Annotated in this window: 10 protein-coding genes; 9 read left to right on the top strand and 1 reads right to left on the bottom strand. The window is 57.7% G+C overall.

Annotated features, from left to right (window positions below):
• Positions 1–36: 36 nt before the first annotated feature.
• From D8U82_RS20790 to D8U82_RS20775, 4 genes are all read left to right on the top strand, one after another.
• Entirely contained in the window at positions 37–1071 is a 1035-nt protein-coding gene (locus tag D8U82_RS20790; RefSeq protein ID WP_125917498.1) for a hypothetical protein, read from the top strand.
• A 176-nt stretch (positions 1072–1247) separates the two neighbouring features.
• Positions 1248–3770, top strand: coding sequence for a hypothetical protein (locus D8U82_RS20785; RefSeq protein WP_130902876.1), 2523 nt, complete (start codon positions 1248–1250; stop codon positions 3768–3770).
• Positions 3771–4109: 339 nt separating this feature from the next.
• The gene (locus D8U82_RS20780; protein WP_125926273.1) at positions 4110–5096 is read left to right on the top strand and encodes a hypothetical protein; all 987 of its coding nucleotides are present in this window, start codon (positions 4110–4112) and stop codon (positions 5094–5096) included.
• A gap of 80 nt (positions 5097–5176) precedes the next feature.
• Positions 5177–9907: an RHS repeat-associated core domain-containing protein gene (locus tag D8U82_RS20775; RefSeq protein ID WP_130902875.1), complete on the top strand. Its 4731-nt coding sequence runs from the start codon at positions 5177–5179 to the stop codon at positions 9905–9907.
• A gap of 76 nt (positions 9908–9983) precedes the next feature.
• Here the strand turns inward: D8U82_RS20775 and queG are convergent, their stop codons facing one another.
• The gene (gene queG / locus D8U82_RS20770; protein ID WP_130902874.1) at positions 9984–11078 is read right to left on the bottom strand and encodes a tRNA epoxyqueuosine(34) reductase QueG; all 1095 of its coding nucleotides are present in this window, start codon (positions 11076–11078) and stop codon (positions 9984–9986) included.
• A 63-nt stretch (positions 11079–11141) separates the two neighbouring features.
• On the opposite strand from queG, the gene D8U82_RS20765 reads away from it, so the two are divergent.
• From D8U82_RS20765 to miaA, 5 genes are read left to right on the top strand one after another with little or no spacing between them, the layout of a single operon-like run.
• A complete protein-coding gene (locus tag D8U82_RS20765) occupies positions 11142–12641 on the top strand; it encodes an NAD(P)H-hydrate dehydratase (RefSeq protein ID WP_130902873.1) in 1500 nt (499 codons plus the stop codon).
• Positions 12629–13099 (top strand): tRNA (adenosine(37)-N6)-threonylcarbamoyltransferase complex ATPase subunit type 1 TsaE, encoded by a 471-nt coding sequence (gene tsaE, locus D8U82_RS20760; RefSeq protein WP_016771950.1) that lies wholly within the window; start codon positions 12629–12631, stop codon positions 13097–13099. The genes D8U82_RS20765 and tsaE overlap by 13 nt, the downstream gene beginning before the upstream one ends.
• Positions 13100–14530 carry an N-acetylmuramoyl-L-alanine amidase gene (locus D8U82_RS20755; RefSeq protein WP_125926269.1) on the top strand — a complete coding sequence of 477 codons (1431 nt, stop codon included), beginning with the start codon at positions 13100–13102 and terminating at the stop codon, positions 14528–14530.
• Complete coding sequence (gene mutL / locus D8U82_RS20750; RefSeq protein ID WP_024011367.1) at positions 14527–16434, top strand: DNA mismatch repair endonuclease MutL; 1908 nt, start codon at positions 14527–14529, stop codon at positions 16432–16434. The genes D8U82_RS20755 and mutL overlap by 4 nt, the downstream gene beginning before the upstream one ends.
• Positions 16434–17405 carry a tRNA (adenosine(37)-N6)-dimethylallyltransferase MiaA gene (gene miaA / locus D8U82_RS20745; protein ID WP_125926268.1) on the top strand — a complete coding sequence of 324 codons (972 nt, stop codon included), beginning with the start codon at positions 16434–16436 and terminating at the stop codon, positions 17403–17405. The genes mutL and miaA overlap by 1 nt, the downstream gene beginning before the upstream one ends.
• Positions 17406–17416 lie beyond the last annotated feature (11 nt).

The raw sequence follows: 17416 nt of genomic DNA, 5'->3' as shown, positions 1-17416 counted from the left end.
CAGTATCAAATTATATTCTTACAAAGGAGCTGCATTGTGAGTGAAAGCATGGATGTTACAGATAATCAAAATGACAATCCGCCCACTCTGGCGGGGCTGTCCAGTTTAAAAGTCAAGTTTGATGCTGGTAATAATACTCAAAGCAGGGCACTTGTCGCTAATGGCCGAATGCAGGTCAAAGTTCAAGTACTCGTTGCCGGAGTGGACGCCGACGGCAACGCAATGCATGTACCCGCAGATGTAATGGAAAGCATCCAGCTTATTCATTACGCGACCGGCAAGACCTTGCGCGATGGCTGGGTCGCGAGCGCAGTCCAAGGGCGGTTTACGCGTGAGGCACGTCCTGCACCTGACGCCGAAGACAGGCACGACGATGATCTTGAGAATGACAGCGTTCATCCACAGGTTCGTACGTTCTGGGTTTCCTCATCGAGCGCCGGAACGACTGAGATCGGTGCGCGCCTGTCCGTGAATGGCGAGACGATCCTCAGTAACGGAGCCACGCCTGCCAGTGTTCATTACAGCAGCGTGACTGTAGAAGCGGAAACGCCTTCGACATATGGTGTAGACGGAGTATTTCGGTTGTACCAGACCAGGATTGGTAATGAGTCGCCCGGTAACCGTATCTGGAAGTACCATTTGGGACTGTACCCGGGTGGGAAGCAGATCCGGCTGGTCGATTGGATTGCAGAGGGGGCAGAAGAGGGCAAGGATTACGATTTTGCGGGTGGTAACCGGCTTAACGAAATAAAAACAAATTACATGGAATGCATTTTCGTGCGTCCCGAAACATCCAGTGTCGTCGTCTCTTTGCCTGACAGGGGTGATCCGTTTGCATACACTTTTACCAGTGATGCGCAAACATGGAACTCGAAGCATTATCACGTAAATACTCAAAGCGACGGGGAGTTGACCATCGTCCAGGCTCTATCTGAATACTCGAAAAGCACCGGGCCACAAAAATATGGCGGCGTCCTCCACTTCATCGCGATCGATGAATATGGTACTGAGCATAAATTGGCGATCCGCGTGAATTTTCACGAGCGTAATTTATATCTTCAACGAGGCTGAGTTCGTTCACTGATGCAATGTCGGTGAATGTAGTAGATGTATATGCGTTTGGCATTTCGACTGCAGATAAGCTGCCATGTCGATGATCAGCATATGCACGAAAGTGCTTTTCTGATGACTCGCGTTGGCCCTGCACTCTGTGTGGCCAGCGCACCCCCTCTCAAGGATGAGCGATCATGACTGGCAAACCGCCGAAGATCAAACCTGTATCTGTCCCAACCAAACCCTCCGATTCCAGCATCGATGTCTCCCACCGACCGTTGTCCTCGTCTTCGACAGTGGCACATTTGACTGTTGCACATCATCAGGAACCGATGCGTTCGCCATCTTCATCAGATCCGCTTTCGATAACGCCTGGCGTCAATGTGAGCACGACCACGACGTATTCCACATTTGACGAATTCCCAAGGTTTTCCGCACAAGATTCCCTGGAGAGCTACTGGATACCCTCACAAGAGGGTCTCGATGAGTCCGTTGCACTGGGTATCAAAACCTTGAAGCATCGCCAGTATGTTGCCGTGGCTGATAACCACATCGTGCAAGTGGTCCGAGACGCTGAGAGCGGTCTGCTTCGCGCCACGCATGCCAGAGAACTGCATCCTTCCGGTCCGCTGTTGAGGCCGGACAGCGAGGGCCGGTTGTGGCACCCGCTGGACGAACCTGAGTCGACCAACCCGCTTGCAACTGTCTATTCCGAACAAAAACGCACGGCAGAGCTGCTTACCGGCGAGGAATATTCAATAGAAGATTTTTCTCCATTGATGATCAAACGCATGCTTGCTGTGAGCGGCATAGACACGATGATGGTGCACAGGTCCGAGATTCATCCCACCTCGCTGGCATTGCTGCAGGACACAGCGAGGCGTTTTGCCCTCGATCAAAAGATCCAGCTGTTCATCACCCAGGTGCAACATTCCGATCCCACCGTGCGGGCGCAGGCCGATTCACAACTGCAGGCTTTGTTGCCGCCACGGGCAGAAGATCTGAGCGAGCGCGTTACCGAACAATCCAGCGCCTTGCTCTTTGAGCAGAGTGAGCGGGCGTTCGAACTTGATTGCGATGCCAACACATTGCTGATGCGACGGATTTTTCCCGACCTGCCCAAGACCATCGCTCAGGCGTTGTGGCGAGAGGCCAGTGCCGCCGACCATATGCATTTGCGCCTGCGGCCGGGAATGCCGAGGCACATGGCAGAAAAGACGCTGGTGGCGCTGCGCGAGGTGCGTCTCGCCAGGGCGTGCGCAGGAATCTATCTGGATTCGGTAGCCAGTCTGGACAGTGATCTGCTGGCATTGCAGATGATCGGGCAGCTTGATCTTTGGCCGCGACAGATTCGTATCGAGATTCGTCGGCAAGCGTCAGAGGGTGAGTTATTGAGTGCTATTGGCGATGCTCGGTCGCCAGTGCGTCACACGTTTATTCGTCAGCATGAAGGCTACGTTATCCAGCTCAGCGGCGTCCCGTCACCCCAAGGTCGGACGGATCTGTATGCCGCCGTCTGGCTCCTTTTACTGCCCGGGCAGCGCCAGTTGCTCGGCGTAGCGCAGGGCGGTGGTGCGGCTCTGCGGCAGCTGGTACGTGCACAGCCATTGCCGTCGCGCCAACGCGTGAGCGAATTGTTGGGACTGGCACCGGTGCAGGTAACGGCTGTTCCGGCCAGCGCCCAATACGTGCAAGCGGGGCTGCGAGGGGGCGGCGATGTCAACCCGACGTCGACAAAATCCGTTGAAGAGCGTGTCCGTGATCTTTATCCGCAGCTTGCCGAACAAGAACTGGCCGTGTTCATTTCCGAGCGTCTGAAGTCGGACCCAGCCAGGGTCTTGGCTCGCCTGGAGAGAGAGTTGGCAACACTGCGCAATGAGTTGGCGATCTGGAGTGCGCAAGGATTGTCGACCCGCACGGATTCATCGCAGGGCGCACCGCAAACCGCAGAGCAACGGCTGGCTCGCGAGCGGTTCAGCGCAAAGCTGCAGGATATCTGGCAGCGCAAGTCGGTTTCGAGGTGGGGGTTCGGTGACTATCATTTTTCCCATCATGTCGATTTTTCCGCAGAGTTACCAAAGCTATCCGCCAGGTTCGACTACGTAACAGAGTTGATACTGACTGTGGAAAAGCCAGGCGCACGCATCGGCGCTTTTCTTGACAGTTTTCCCAATGTGCAATATTTGGTGGTCACTGGCATAAAAATGGAGGACTTTCCGTCAGGGATATTCCAGATGCGCCAGCTGCGTCAGCTTGTGCTGAACGATTGCTCGCTTGAATTATCTGAAGCCACGGCTGAAGGTTTGTCCAGGATCGAGACGCTCACTTTGTTGAATCTTGCCAACAACCCTCTCACAGTTGCTCCGCATGTAGGTTTCATGACAGGTTTAACCGAGTTGATGCTATATAATGCAAATCTTTACAGCCTGCCCTCCGGTATAGACAGGCTTGGAGACCTTCGTGTCATGGCGTTACAGGGTAATAATATTTCGCACATAGGAGACGATCTGTTCGATATTCCGGATACGCAAGACCTATACGTTGGTTTATTGAATAATCCGCTGAGTAACGAGTCAATGCGGCGGATTAATCAGTATCTTGCGAATTCCAGTATGGACCGGAAGGTAGAAATCCAAACGGCCGAGGCAGTTTCAGACGTTGATTCCGAAAGTGATTCATCGGAAAGCGGATTTTCAACAGGTTCAGATAGCAACTAGGTGTTTTCGAAAGTAACGGGTCGATCACGCTGCTAACATGATTTGGCAAACATAAACTACTCGCTAACTCCCCTTCTGATTCGGTTTGAGTGAATTCGGAAGGGGTAACAGGCCATCTTGGGCAGAATCAAAGGGGTCGAAGGTTAGTGTTGAAGTACGTAACATTCAGATCGCATTTTTTGAAGTTGTTAGCATCTGTGTGAATTATTCATGATGATGTTGAAAGATTACTACTTCACAAAATGTCAAATGTCGCGACTTCTTATATTCAGGTTCGATGTTAATACTCTGCTGAGCCCTTAAGGGGTGAAATATATTAATCAGCTGAGGTGTTATCAAATGTTTAGCGAGGAAGTAGGTATATCCCGTATAGAGGTAAAACTCGACACCACGAATCATGGTCAGCACAAAGTGCTTTATGCCAACGGTCGCATGCAGGTGCGTGTGTTGGTGCTTCTACACGGGATCGATAACAATGGCGACGGCGTATCGCTGCACGGACATCCCGCGTTGCAGTCTCTGCGGCTGATTGCCTATAACGGTGCTCGCCCATTGGAGGGAGAATGGAATGTATCGATTCAGGAAAATCGTTACGCTCACGAAATGTCGGGCGGCGCAACGCGACTGACAGAAGTCCCGCGGGTCATTGACAACCGGATCAGCAACGCCGCAGATCCGGTACAGATTTTACAATTCTGGGTTTCGGCTTCCCGACCTGGAATCATGGAAGTGGCCGCCGAGATTTCCTTGAACGGCGCGGTATTGCGAAGTAATGGGGTTGGTTTCGACAGCAGTGTCACGCTGGAGGCGATTCCGCCGAAAGAGTACTCGTCGAGCAGCTTTTCGTTGAGCAAGTATGACAAGAAACAGAATCGGGGCCTGTATGAGTGGGTTCAGCACTATCATATTGGCCTGCGGGCGGATGGCAGGCAGGTTCACCTCCTTGATTGGTATAGCAGTGAAGTGAAACTTGATCCTTATGATTCCGAAGATGCGGTGCAGGTTTATGTGTCCGGGAATATTCCCGGTGAGCAAGGTAGTCGCAAAACCTTTTATGGATATATGGCGCCTGTATATGGCCCGCAGGCAACATTTCGCAGTCCCCATGGCTACGTCACCGTACCTATCAACAAAGTGCCTGGACAGTTGACGCTCGTTCAGTATGTTTCCGCTGACCCGCAAGCGGCGCGGGAAAGTGATAGCGCCTTCGAATTTGCCGTGACCGACGAATTCGGCTCGGAACACCGGCTTAGTATCGATGGTGATAAAAATCAGCTCACTTTTATTCTGGATCAATCCAAGCGGTCAATGAAGCGACTTGTCTGACTTCTTGTCTGGTCAGCGTACTTCGCTGGCCGGTGTTGACTGCCAAATTCTGAGTCTGGAAATAAAAGGACGATTCATTAATGGAAAGTAATTTCTCTCCCTCTGTGCATTCGAACGCTTTCAATTTCGGTGAATTTGTTTCCGGAGGCGTTGATCCCCGTACGGGCATGTATACGTGTGCGTTTTCGCTTGGCAAGTTGCACTCGGCAGATCTCAATGGTCCGGAGCTTGCACTTTCAGTGGGTTTCAATCCGCTCAATCAGGCGGATAGTGGTTTCGGCGTTGGCTGGTCTTTGACCCTGACCAATTATGACTTGCGCAGCAAAGTCATGACCTTGGCCAACGGTGAACGCTACAAGGCTGTCGAGACGTCTAGCGGCCTGAAGTTCAAGGAAATGAAACTGCAAACAGCAAAGGTGTCAGTCACTGGAGCAGGGCGCTATGAAGTTCGATACAAGGATGGTCGGCGGGAACTGCTCAAAGTGTTGGCCGGTACTCAGGTCGCCGTCGCGGAAAAAATAATCGCGGCGAACGGCGTGAGCATTACGCTGAAACATGAGTTGTTCAACCAGTTTCCCCGTTTGGCCGAAGTCCGTGATGCCACGCGCTGCCTTTTGAAAATTTCTCGTACGGCAGGTCAGGTGACGTTGTCGCGATATCCCGACACTACTTCGAGCTCCAACTTCAGGCTGATCTTGAGAAACAGTCGGGTAACGGCCATCGAGCTTCCGGTGGGTAAAGGTTGGGAACTTGAGTATGAAGTAATCGCTGGGGCCAGCTATGTGCATCGCATCGTCAACCCGCTGCGCGGGGTCGAAATCGTTCGCTACAAGCGGCACGGCCACCGCTTCATCAGCGGTGTGGAACAGACACTGCCGTTTGTTATCGCTCACGATGTCTACCCAGGGCGCGGCCAGCCCAGAGTGTGCAAGACATACACGTACTCCGACCATAACTTCCTTGGACAGGGCCTCCTTCCAGCCAAGGATAGTGAACTGGATCCGCTCTATCTGGCGCCCAGCAACTACGTCTACACCTCGGACGAGCACTTGCTGGTCAGCGGCAAAGTACATACCCGCATTAAACGCACCTACAACAAATTCCATCTGTTGATGGCTGAGGTTACAACCTGTGGCGACGCGCAGATCGCCACCGCCACGGAGTATCACTGTTCCGTTACCAAGCCGTTCAGTGAGCAGGTGGCCCAGTTCCGCATGCCTAAAGTCCATACGGTGACGTACCTCGATCGGCGCACCCAACAGCAGCGTGTGGAAACCACGATCACCGAGTTCGATGGCGAAGGTAACTTGCTCAAGCAGGTTGAGCCCACTGGGGTGACGACTACGACGGAATACTATCCGGCCATTGGCGGGGATAACTGCCCGGAGGATCCGCTGGGCTTTTCCAGGTTCCCGAAAAAGAGGACGGTGACTGCTGCCGCATCGGATGGTGCTTCGACAGTCACGTATTATGACTACGCTTTGCATCCGGCGCTTGAGGGTGCTGAACTGGCCTCTGTGTTACCGGTCGAGGAGCGTTTTTTCGAAGTGGTGGAGGGTGTAGAGGTGTTGCGTTCGAAAACCGCACGCAGCTATCTGAATACGCCCGAGGATCCACTCAAGCATGGAGCCACAAAAGAGCAAAGTGTCACCCTGAATGAAAAAAAAACCGCTATCGAATTTTCCTATGAGCTTGAGGGTGACAGGCTGCGAGTCAGGTCCAGCACGCGCGGATTCGACGGCGTGCTGCAGACCAGTGAGAAGGTGCTTTCGACGCTGACCGGATTACAGGTCTCTGAAGTCGGTGTCGATGGCGAGCACATCGAATATGAATACGATGCAATCGGCCGGGCCGTGGGCAAAACGGTTGCTGCCGGCACCCCCTATGCGGCCGCTACCCGGTGGGCCTATCTGGCCGCCAGCAAACAGCAGCCGGCGACGATGGTGACCACGGATCCTGCTGGCGGCGAGCAAAAAGTCGCCTATGACGGACTGGAACGGGTGATCACCGTTCAGGAAAAGGACTGCGACCATCCAGACAAGGACGGTCTCATTCAGACACGCACGCTTTATTCTGCCCTGCATGATTCGGTCGGTCACAAGGTGAAAGTGACGCTGACTGATTGGCGTGATGGCAAGCCTTATCCGTTCAGTACCCGCTACGAATTCGATTCCTGGGGCCAGGTCAGCAAGACGCTGCACGATGATGGGCGTATCGAACACAGCGAGGCGGATCCGGTGCTTCGCCAGCAAACCAATTGGCTCCAGGGCATGGGCAAGACGATCACCGTCGTCAATGATTTCGGAAAACCGCTGAGTGTCGAGAGCTTCAATCTGAAGAACAGGAGTCTGGGCAAAACCGTTTACACCTATGACGGTTATGGGCGCACAGCCAGCCAGACAGACCCTGTCGGCAACACCAGCCGATATGAGTACGACGTTTTTGACCGAATGACCCGCAATGTCCTGCCCGACGGCAGTAAGGTCGTGACCGAGTACGCCGAGCATAGTGATGAAGGGCTGGCGATCGACATCAAGGTCGGTGACAAAGTGCTGGGCCAGCAAACGTATGACGGTCTGGGGCGGTTGATCCAGAGTACTGTGGGCGGGCGAAAGTCCGAGGCTGGTTATGAAGCGGGCTTCACTCAGCCACAGTGGTACAAGAGCGCTGATGGCAAAAAAACCGAATTCACTTATTTGCGGGAACTGGGCGGTTTGCTGACTGAGCGCAAGGCAGAGGACCTGGTCACAACCATGACCTATGACCCCGTCAGTGGCAAACCCTTGACCTGTACCGAAAGCGGCAGGAGCCGCAGCTTTGCCTATCACCCTTCCGGGCGCCTGAAATCCGAAACGACGAGCTTCGGCGCTGTCACGAAAGCAACGTCCAGTACCTGGTCCCTGCAGGGGCGACCGATCACCCACGTTGATGTGCTCGGTACCGACAACAGATCTGAATACGATGAGTTCGGCCGCCTTCTATCCGCCTCGCAAGGCTTGCTGACAACCGCGTTCCACTACAACGCCCAGACGGGGATGCTGGAGTGGACGAAAACCGAAGACACCTCGATCAAGCGTCAGATGATCACCCGGTTCGCCTATGACGATATCGGTCGTGAAGCCCGGCGTACATTCGAGATTCAGGGTCAGCCTGACCAGACCCTCGAATCGACTTACACGCTGGCTGGCAAACTGGCGCAGAAAGTGTCCAGACGTGGCACTCAACTCTTACGTGATGAACAGTTCACCTACGACGTGCGCGGGCGCTTGATCCAGTACGACTGTGCTGGCACCCAAAAGCCCCGTGACCCGTATGGCAAGGAAATTATCCAGCAGACGTTCACCTTCGATGCGCTGGACAACATTCTGACCGTGCAGACGAAGTTCCCGCTGGGCGTGAATCTGACCACCTTCAGTTATGACAATCCCGATCCGGTACAGCTCAGCGCAGTCAAACATTCCCATGTCGACTACCCACCGGCAGTGACGCTGGAATACGACGCCAACGGCAGGATGATCAAGGACGACCAGGCGCGAACGCTGGCCTATGACGCGTTCGGACGTCTCGAACAACTGTCCGGCGCAGGCGGTTCAGTCATTCGTGGCTACCATTACGACGGTTTCGACGATCTGGTTGAGCTGTCGCAACCCGACGAGGTTACTACGCAGCGTTACTACTACGCAGGCCGGGTCGCCAATGAGGTGAGTGGTGAAAACTCATCCAGTATCGTGCGTCACGGTGGCGCGCTTGTGGGGCAACAGCAACTCGGTTTGAACGCCGGCGCGCAACTGTTTGGCACCGATCAACAGCAAAGCGTGCTGGCAACACTGGGTAAGGAGCACCTCACCGATTGCGCCTACAGTCCTTATGGGCACCGTCCTGCCGACGGCGGATTGTTCAGCCTGGCGGGGTTCAACGGCGAGCAACTGGATCCGGTTACCGGGTTGTATCTGCTGGGCAATGGTTATAGGGCCTATAGCCCGACACTGATGCGCTTTCTTTGCCCCGATAGCATGAGTCCGTTCGGTGCGGGCGGACTAAATGCCTACAGTTATTGCCTGGGCGACCCGGTCAATCGGGTTGACCCTACCGGGCATGTCTCCTGGCAATCGATCCTGGGCATCGGCCTCAGTATTCTCGGCATTGTTGCCAGCGTGGTAACGATGGGTGCGGCGACGCCATGGGCAGTGACGGCACTGGGGCTGGCGGTTGCTTCAGGCCTGGCGGGTATTGCCAGCGAGGTGGTCAATGAACTCGCACCGGGTTCTCAGGCGGGCGAGATATTGGGCTGGATCAGTTTTGGTCTCGGGCTGGCTTCGGTGGGGGCAGGGCTGGCAGCTGGTGCCAAAGCGGGCATCAATGCTGGCAGGAAACTGGCTGGCGCCTTCAAGCAAGGCCTGAGTAGTAAAGGTTCCAAAGCAGCCGGTCGAGAGATGGCCCGAGGTATGATCAAGGGCAAGGGAAACAAGGCGGCGGCCAAGGCTAAGGCGAAGGCCAGCGCGGCCGTTCAGGAAGAGGCCGAAAAACCATGGTCACTCGTCAGGGTCAATCCCAAAAATAACATGCTTGAGAAAAGGGGGCTTACGGGCTTGCTTGAAAAGGCCGAAACCTTCATGCAGCACATTGAGGCGGGTAACTCCCCAACGTCTTCTGCAGCGCTGATTCATGCCGAATACACGCCCATGTATGGCCCATCCGGATCAGCATCAAAGTCGATGCATCTCTATCTGTCGAAAGGAGACCGAATATATATGACCGAAAACGCTAAGGAGCGGATCGCGGTCATCGACCAGCTGGGTGGTCATAGGTAAAGGACAAACAATAAGCTTGGAGCGCGCAATGAAACGATACATAGCGAAAGCAGGAGCACTCAAGGTCCGGCTACGATTAGAACATTGCGCTTGCCGGTTTTGCGAACGCGCGACGGGCGTGCCGTTCCAGTGCCCACTCGACATGTTCCCTGACCAACTCTGACGGATAATCCCGTCGCGCCTTCAACGCTTCCAGCACCGGAATCGTTGAAGGCGCATTTCCCAGTCCAACCGCCAGATTGCGCAACCAGCGCTCATACCCGGCGCGCCGCAATGGCGAACCTTCGGTGCTGCTTAGAAACTTCTCTTCATCCCACAAAAACAACTCGGCCAACTGTGCGTTATCCAGATTGTGCCGTGGCTTGAAATCGTTTTCCCCGGTCGGCCGGGCGAAACGGTTCCACGGGCAGACGATCTGGCAATCGTCGCAGCCAAACACGCGATTGCCAATCAACGGCCGCAACTCTTCTGGAATTGCGGTTTTCAGCTCGATGGTCAGATAGGAAATGCAGCGCCGCGCGTCCAGCACATAGGGGCCGACGAAGGCGTTGGTCGGGCAGATATCCAGACACGCAGTGCAACGGCCGCAATGTTCGCTGCTATGCGGTTCATCCACCGGCAACGGCAGGTCGACGAACAACTCACTGAGGAAGAAATAACTGCCGGCCTTGCGATTCAGTACAAGGGTGTTTTTGCCGATCCAGCCCAGCCCGGCCTGTTCGGCGATGGCTTTTTCCAGCACTGGCGCACTGTCGACAAAGGCACGAAAACCGAACGGGCCGATCTCTGCCTGGATCCTGTCGGCCAATTGTTGAACACGTTTACGGATCAATTTGTGGTAATCGCGGCCCAAGGCATAACGCGACACGTAAGCCTTTTCCGGTTCAGCCAGGCGTTTGGCCATTTCGGTATCGCCTGGCAGGTAGTCCATGCGCAGGGAAACCACGCGCAACGTGCCCGGCACCAGCTCGTCGGGGTGCGAGCGTTTGCTGCCATGGGCGCCCATGTAGTCCATATCGCCGTGATAGCCGGCGTCGAGCCAGCGTTGCAGATGCTGCTCGTGCTCGGCCAGGTCCAGACCGCTGATGCCGACTTGCTGGAAGCCCAGCTCGCGGCCCCAATCCTTGATCGATTGGGCGAGGGCGGGCAGGTCTGTGGTGATGGCGGACATGAGGCGAGAGAAACCGGAGCTGAGGTGCGTATAATTCTGCCAGACATCGGAGCCCGAAGACGCATGCCGCAGACGAAAGATGAATTACCCGACGCGCTGTACCGTGCCGCGCAGGTGCGCGAACTCGACGCGCGGCTGATCGCCGCCGGCACGCCGGGCTTCGAATTGATGCAGCGCGCCGCCCGCGCGACGTGGCGCGCACTGGTGCGCAAGTGGCCGGCAGCGAACGAACTGACGGTGCTCGCCGGGCACGGCAACAACGCTGGCGACGGTTATCTGGTGGCCGGGCTGGCGCTGCGGGCCGGTTGGACGGTGCGCGTTCTCGACGTCGGCGATCCGCAGCGTTTGCAGGGCGATGCCGCACTGGCCCATGCCGAATCGGTGGCTGCTGGTGTTGTGGTGCAAGGCTGGCAGGGGCAAAGCGAGCTGCGCGGTGTCGTCCTCGATGCCTTGCTCGGCACAGGTCTGAGCGGCGAAGTGCGCGAGCCGTATGCATCGGCGATCAAGGCGATCAACGCCTGCGGTTTGCCGGTAGCGGCGGTCGATATTCCGTCAGGGCTATGTGCCGATACCGGACGTGAACTGGGCGTCGCGGTCCACGCCGATCTAACGGTGACATTCATTGCTATGAAGATCGGGCTGTTGACTGGCGACGCGGCGGATCAAATCGGCGAACTGGTCTTCAACGACTTGCAAGCCACCGACGAAATTTTCAGTGACATTCCCGTCTGCGCTCAACGCCTGAGCGCCGCTAATCTCCCAGCACTTGCGCCGCGTGCGCCGACCTCGCACAAGGGGCGCTTTGGTCATGTGTTGCTGATCGGCGGCGATCACGGGTTCGGCGGAGCGATTCTGCTCAGCACGGAAATGGCCTTGCGCGGCGGCGCGGGCATGGTTTCGCTGGCGACTCGCCCAGAGCATGTGCCGGCGGCGCTGACTCGGGTGCCGGAGGCGATGGCGCTCGGCACCTCGTCAGCCAATCAACTGATGGGTCTGCTGGAAAAGGTTTCGGTATTGGTGATCGGGCCGGGACTCGGTCAGGCCAGTTGGGGCCGTGCCCTGCTGTCGGCTGCCGCCAATGCACCATCGCCGCAGGTGTGGGACGCTGACGCGTTGAACCTGCTGGCCAGCGATTTTGTCCAGTTGCCCAAGGATTGCGTGATCACCCCGCATCCGGGTGAAGCGGCGCGCTTGCTTGGCATCAGTACCGCCGAGGTGCAGGCCGATCGCCCGGCCGCTGCTCTGGCGTTGAGCAAAAAGTATTCAGCGGTAGTGGTTCTGAAAGGTACCGGCAGTCTGATCGCCCATCCAGACGGACGTCTGGCCCTCTGTCATCAGGGCCATCCGGCGATGGCCACGGGCGGGTTGGGTGATGTGCTGGCCGGTCTCACCGGCGCATTGCTGGCCCAAGGCATGGACGCGTTCGATGCGGCATGCCTGGCCGTCTGGCTGCACGCCAACGCGGGTATGCAACAAGGCAAATTTGGCCGTGGGCTGGCGGCCAGTGATCTGATTCCAGCCATTCGTCAGTTGTTGGAGGAGCAAGCACCGTGTCTGAAGTAACCCTGTACCTGGCCGATGAACAGGCGATGAGCGACTTTGGCGCACGGATCGCCCGCGTCACCCAGGGCCATGGCCTGATTTTTCTCGAGGGCAATCTGGGTATGGGCAAAACCACCCTGTCGCGGGGCATCATTCGCGGTTTGGGGCATGTTGGCGCGGTAAAAAGTCCGACCTTCACTTTGGTCGAGCCCTACGAGATCGGTGACATTCGTGCCTTCCACTTCGACCTCTATCGCCTGGTCGATCCCGAGGAGCTGGAGTTTCTCGGCATCCGTGACTACTTCGAAGACGATGCCCTGTGCCTGATCGAGTGGCCCGATAAAGGTGCAGGCTTTTTGCCAAAGCCCGACCTGACCATTACCATTAGCCCGCAAGACAGCGGGCGTTCGCTGAAAATTTTAGCCCAGGGCTCGCGTGGCGAGGCCTGGTGTGCCGCTTTGGCATTGGAATCCAATTAAATGATGGGGTTTGGTATGCGCTTTCGCGCGTTGGTGGCTGCCGCTGGACTGATATTGATGGCAGTAACCGTCAACGCTGTGGCCGATTCAAAGGTCAACAGCGTGCGCCTGTGGCGGGCGCCGGACAACACGCGACTGGTCTTTGACCTCAGCGGCCCGGTGCAGCACAGCGTTTTTACCCTGACAGCCCCGGACCGGCTGGTGATCGACATCAATGGCGCCACCCTCGGCGCGCCGTTGAACGTGCAGACGGCGAACACGCCGATCACTGCGATGCGCTCGGCCCAGCGCACCCCGACCGACCTGCGCGTGGTCATCGACCTGAAAAAAGCCGTCACTCCGAAAAGCTTCTCGCTGGCGCCGAACGCGCAGTATGGCAACCGTCTGGTGGTCGATCTGTTCGACAACCCGGCCGATGCCGCGCCGCCGCCGGCCCCGACGCCATCGGTGGCGACCGTGCCGGCAGTGCCGGTGACCCCGACCGAACCGGCGATCAAGCTGCCGCCAGCCCCGGCCGGCAAACGCGACATTATCGTGGTGATCGACGCCGGCCACGGTGGCGAAGACCCGGGCGCGTCCGGTTCGCGCGGCCAGCGTGAGAAAGACGTGGTACTGCAGATCGCTCGCGAGCTGCAGCGTCAGGTCAACGGCATGAAAGGCTTCCGCGCCGAGCTGACCCGTACCGGCGACTACTTCATTCCATTGCGCGGGCGAACCGAAATCGCCCGCAAGAAGGGCGCCGACCTGTTCGTCTCGATCCACGCCGACGCCGCGCCGTCCGCGGCCGCTTTCGGTGCTTCGGTGTTCGCCCTGTCCGATCGTGGCGCTACCTCCGAGACCGCCCGTTGGCTGGCCGACAGTGAAAACCGTTCCGACCTGATCGGTGGTGCCGGCAACGTCAGCCTCGACGACAAGGACCGCATGCTCGCCGGCGTGTTGCTCGACCTGTCGATGACTGCTTCGCTGACCTCCAGTCTCAACGTCGGCCAGAAGGTTCTGACCAACATCGGTCGCGTTACGCCGCTGCACAAACAGCGCGTGGAACAGGCCGGCTTCATGGTGTTGAAGTCGCCGGACATCCCGTCGATCCTGGTCGAAACCGGCTTTATCTCCAACGCCAACGAAGCGAACAAACTGTCCGCATCGAGCCACCAGCAAGCGCTGGCCCGTTCGATCAGCAGCGGCGTGCGCCAGTTCTTCCAGCAGAATCCGCCACCGGGCACTTACATTGCCTGGCTGCGTGATTCCGGCAAGATCGCCCAAGGCCCGCGCGACCACCGTGTCGGCCCGGGGGAAACCCTGGCGATGATCGGCGTGCGCTATCAGGTCTCGCCGGCCACCTTGCGTGCTGCAAACAACCTGAAAAGTGACGAGTTGAAAGTCGGTCAGCACCTGACCATTCCAGGCACCGAACTGGCGTCCAAAGAATGAACCAGGTAATGAACACGGCGCGCATCGAGCTGCTCAGCCCGCGGCTGGCGAACCAGATTGCCGCCGGTGAGGTGGTTGAGCGCCCGGCTTCGGTGATCAAGGAGTTGCTGGAAAACAGCCTCGACTCCGGCGCCAAGCGTATCGATGTCGATGTCGAGCAGGGCGGCGTCAAGCTGCTGCGCGTGCGCGATGACGGCAGCGGTATTTCTGCCGATGACCTGCCGCTGGCCTTGGCCCGTCACGCCACCAGCAAGATTCGCAACCTCGAAGACCTCGAGCAGGTGATGAGCCTGGGTTTCCGTGGCGAGGCGCTGGCGTCGATCAGCTCCGTGGCGCGTCTGACCCTGACCTCGCGCACCCGCGATGCCGATCAGGCCTGGCAGGTCGAGACCGAAGGCCGGGACATGGCGCCGCGCGTGCAGCCGGCGGCGCATCCGGTCGGCACTTCGGTGGAAGTCCGCGACCTGTTCTTCAACACCCCGGCCCGGCGCAAATTTCTCAAGACCGAAAAAACCGAATTCGATCACTTGCAAGAAGTGATCAAGCGTCTGGCGCTGGCGCGCTTCGACGTGGCTTTTCATCTGCGCCACAACGGCAAGACCATCCTCAGCCTGCACGAGGCCCACGATGATGCAGCCCGCGCCCGGCGTGTGGCGGCGATCTGCGGTTCGGGTTTCCTTGAGCAGGCGCTGCCGATCGAGATCGAACGCAATGGCTTGCACCTGTGGGGCTGGGTCGGTTTGCCGACGTTCAACCGTAGCCAGGCTGACTTGCAGTATTTCTTCGTAAACGGCCGAGCAGTGCGCGACAAACTGGTGGCCCATGCGGTACGTCAGGCTTATCGCGACGTGCTGTTCAATGGCCGGCACCCGACCTTCGCGCTGTTTTTCGAAGTCGATCCGGCGGCGGTAGATGTCAACGTGCACCCGACCAAACACGAAGTGCGCTTCCGTGACGGGCGCATGGTGCATGACTTCCTTTATGGCACCTTGCATCGTGCATTGGGCGATGTACGGCCGGAAGATCAGCTTGCCGGTTCGGTGACCACGGCGATCGTTCGGCCGAGCGGGATCGAGGCGGGCGAATTCGGCCCACAGGGCGAGATGCGTCTGGCCGCCAATGCGCTGCTGGAGCAGCCGCAGGCGCAACCGGCGTTCAACACGTCATCCGGGGCCAGCGCTGGCGGCGCTTATCAGTATCAATACACGCCGCGTCCGCAATCGGCGTTGCCTGCTGCCGAGGCGCAAGCCGCTTACAAAGAGTTTTTCGCGCCGCTGCCTGAAGCCAATGCCAGCGCGCTGCCAACCGGTCAGGAAGATATCCCGCCGCTCGGCTATGCACTGGCGCAGCTCAAGGGCATCTATATTTTGTCCGAGAACGCCCATGGCCTGGTGCTGGTGGACATGCATGCCGCCCACGAGCGGATCATGTACGAGCGCCTGAAAATCGCCATGGCCAGCGAAGGTCTCAGTGGCCAGCCGTTGCTGGTGCCGGAGTCGCTGGCCGTGAGTCAGCGCGAGGCCGATTGTGCTGAAGAACACGCCGCTTGGTTTCAGCGCCTTGGTTTTGAATTGCAGCGCCTGGGGCCGGAAACCCTGGCGATCCGGCAGATTCCCGCATTGCTCAAGCAGGCCGAAGCCAATCGACTGGTCGGCGACGTGCTTTCGGATTTGATGGAGTACGGCACCAGCGACCGTATCCAGGCGCACCTCAACGAACTGCTCGGCACCATGGCCTGCCACGGCGCGATCCGCGCCAACCGGCGTCTGGCCCTGCCGGAAATGAACGGCCTGCTGCGTGATATGGAAAACACTGAACGCAGCGGTCAATGCAACCATGGCCGACCGACCTGGACCCAATTGGGTCTGGACGATCTGGACAAACTGTTCCTGCGCGGTCGTTGATGAGCCAGCTTCCTCCAGCGATTTTCCTGATGGGCCCGACCGCTGCGGGCAAGACCGATCTGGCCATCGAGCTGACCAAAGTGCTGCCGTGCGAATTGATCAGTGTCGATTCGGCGCTGGTCTACCGCGGCATGGACATCGGCACGGCCAAGCCTTCGAAAGAGTTGCTGGCGCAATACCCGCACCGGCTGATCGACATCCTCGACCCCGCTGAAGCGTATTCAGCCGCCGATTTCCGCCGCGACGCGTTGCAGGCCATGGCCGAAATCACTGGACGAGGAAAGATCCCGCTGCTGGTCGGCGGCACCATGCTCTATTACAAGGCTTTGGTTGAAGGTCTGGCGGACATGCCGGCGGCCGATCCCGAGGTGCGTGCGCAGATCGAGGAAGAAGCTGCGCGTCTTGGCTGGCAAGCCCTGCACGAACAGTTGGCGCAGATCGATCCGGTGTCGGCGGCGCGCATTCATCCCAATGATCCGCAGCGCTTGAGTCGGGCACTGGAAGTGTATCGAGTCAGCGGGCAGAGCATGACCGCCCTGCGCGAGCAACAATCTGCGCAAAGTACTGAAGCAGCCGCTTCGGGACGCCAACAATTGCCCTATACTGTCGCGAACCTGGCCATTGCTCCGGCGAATCGTCAGGTTCTGCACCAGCGAATTGAACAAAGATTCACAAATATGTTGGAACAGGGATTCATCGACGAGGTCGTAGCCCTGCGTAAAAGAAGTGACCTGCATTCGGGGTTGCCGTCTATACGTGCGGTAGGCTACCGCCAAGTCTGGGATTACCTGGACGGCAAGCTGACATTGGCCCAGATGCAGGAGCGGGGCATCATCGCCACGCGCCAATTGGCCAAACGCCAGTTTACCTGGCTGCGCAGCTGGGACGATTTGCACTGGCTGGACAGTCTTGATTGCGACAATCTGCCACGCGCCTTGAAATACCTTGGGACCATCTCCATATTGAGCTGAGTCCTTGCAAT

The sequence above is a fragment of the Pseudomonas sp. Sample_23 genome, assembly GCF_004307595.1.
GTDB classification, from domain to species: Bacteria; Pseudomonadota; Gammaproteobacteria; order Pseudomonadales; family Pseudomonadaceae; genus Aquipseudomonas; species Aquipseudomonas atacamensis.
Note: the sequence above shows the minus strand (reverse complement) of the source record. Positions and strands in the feature narration are given on the sequence as shown.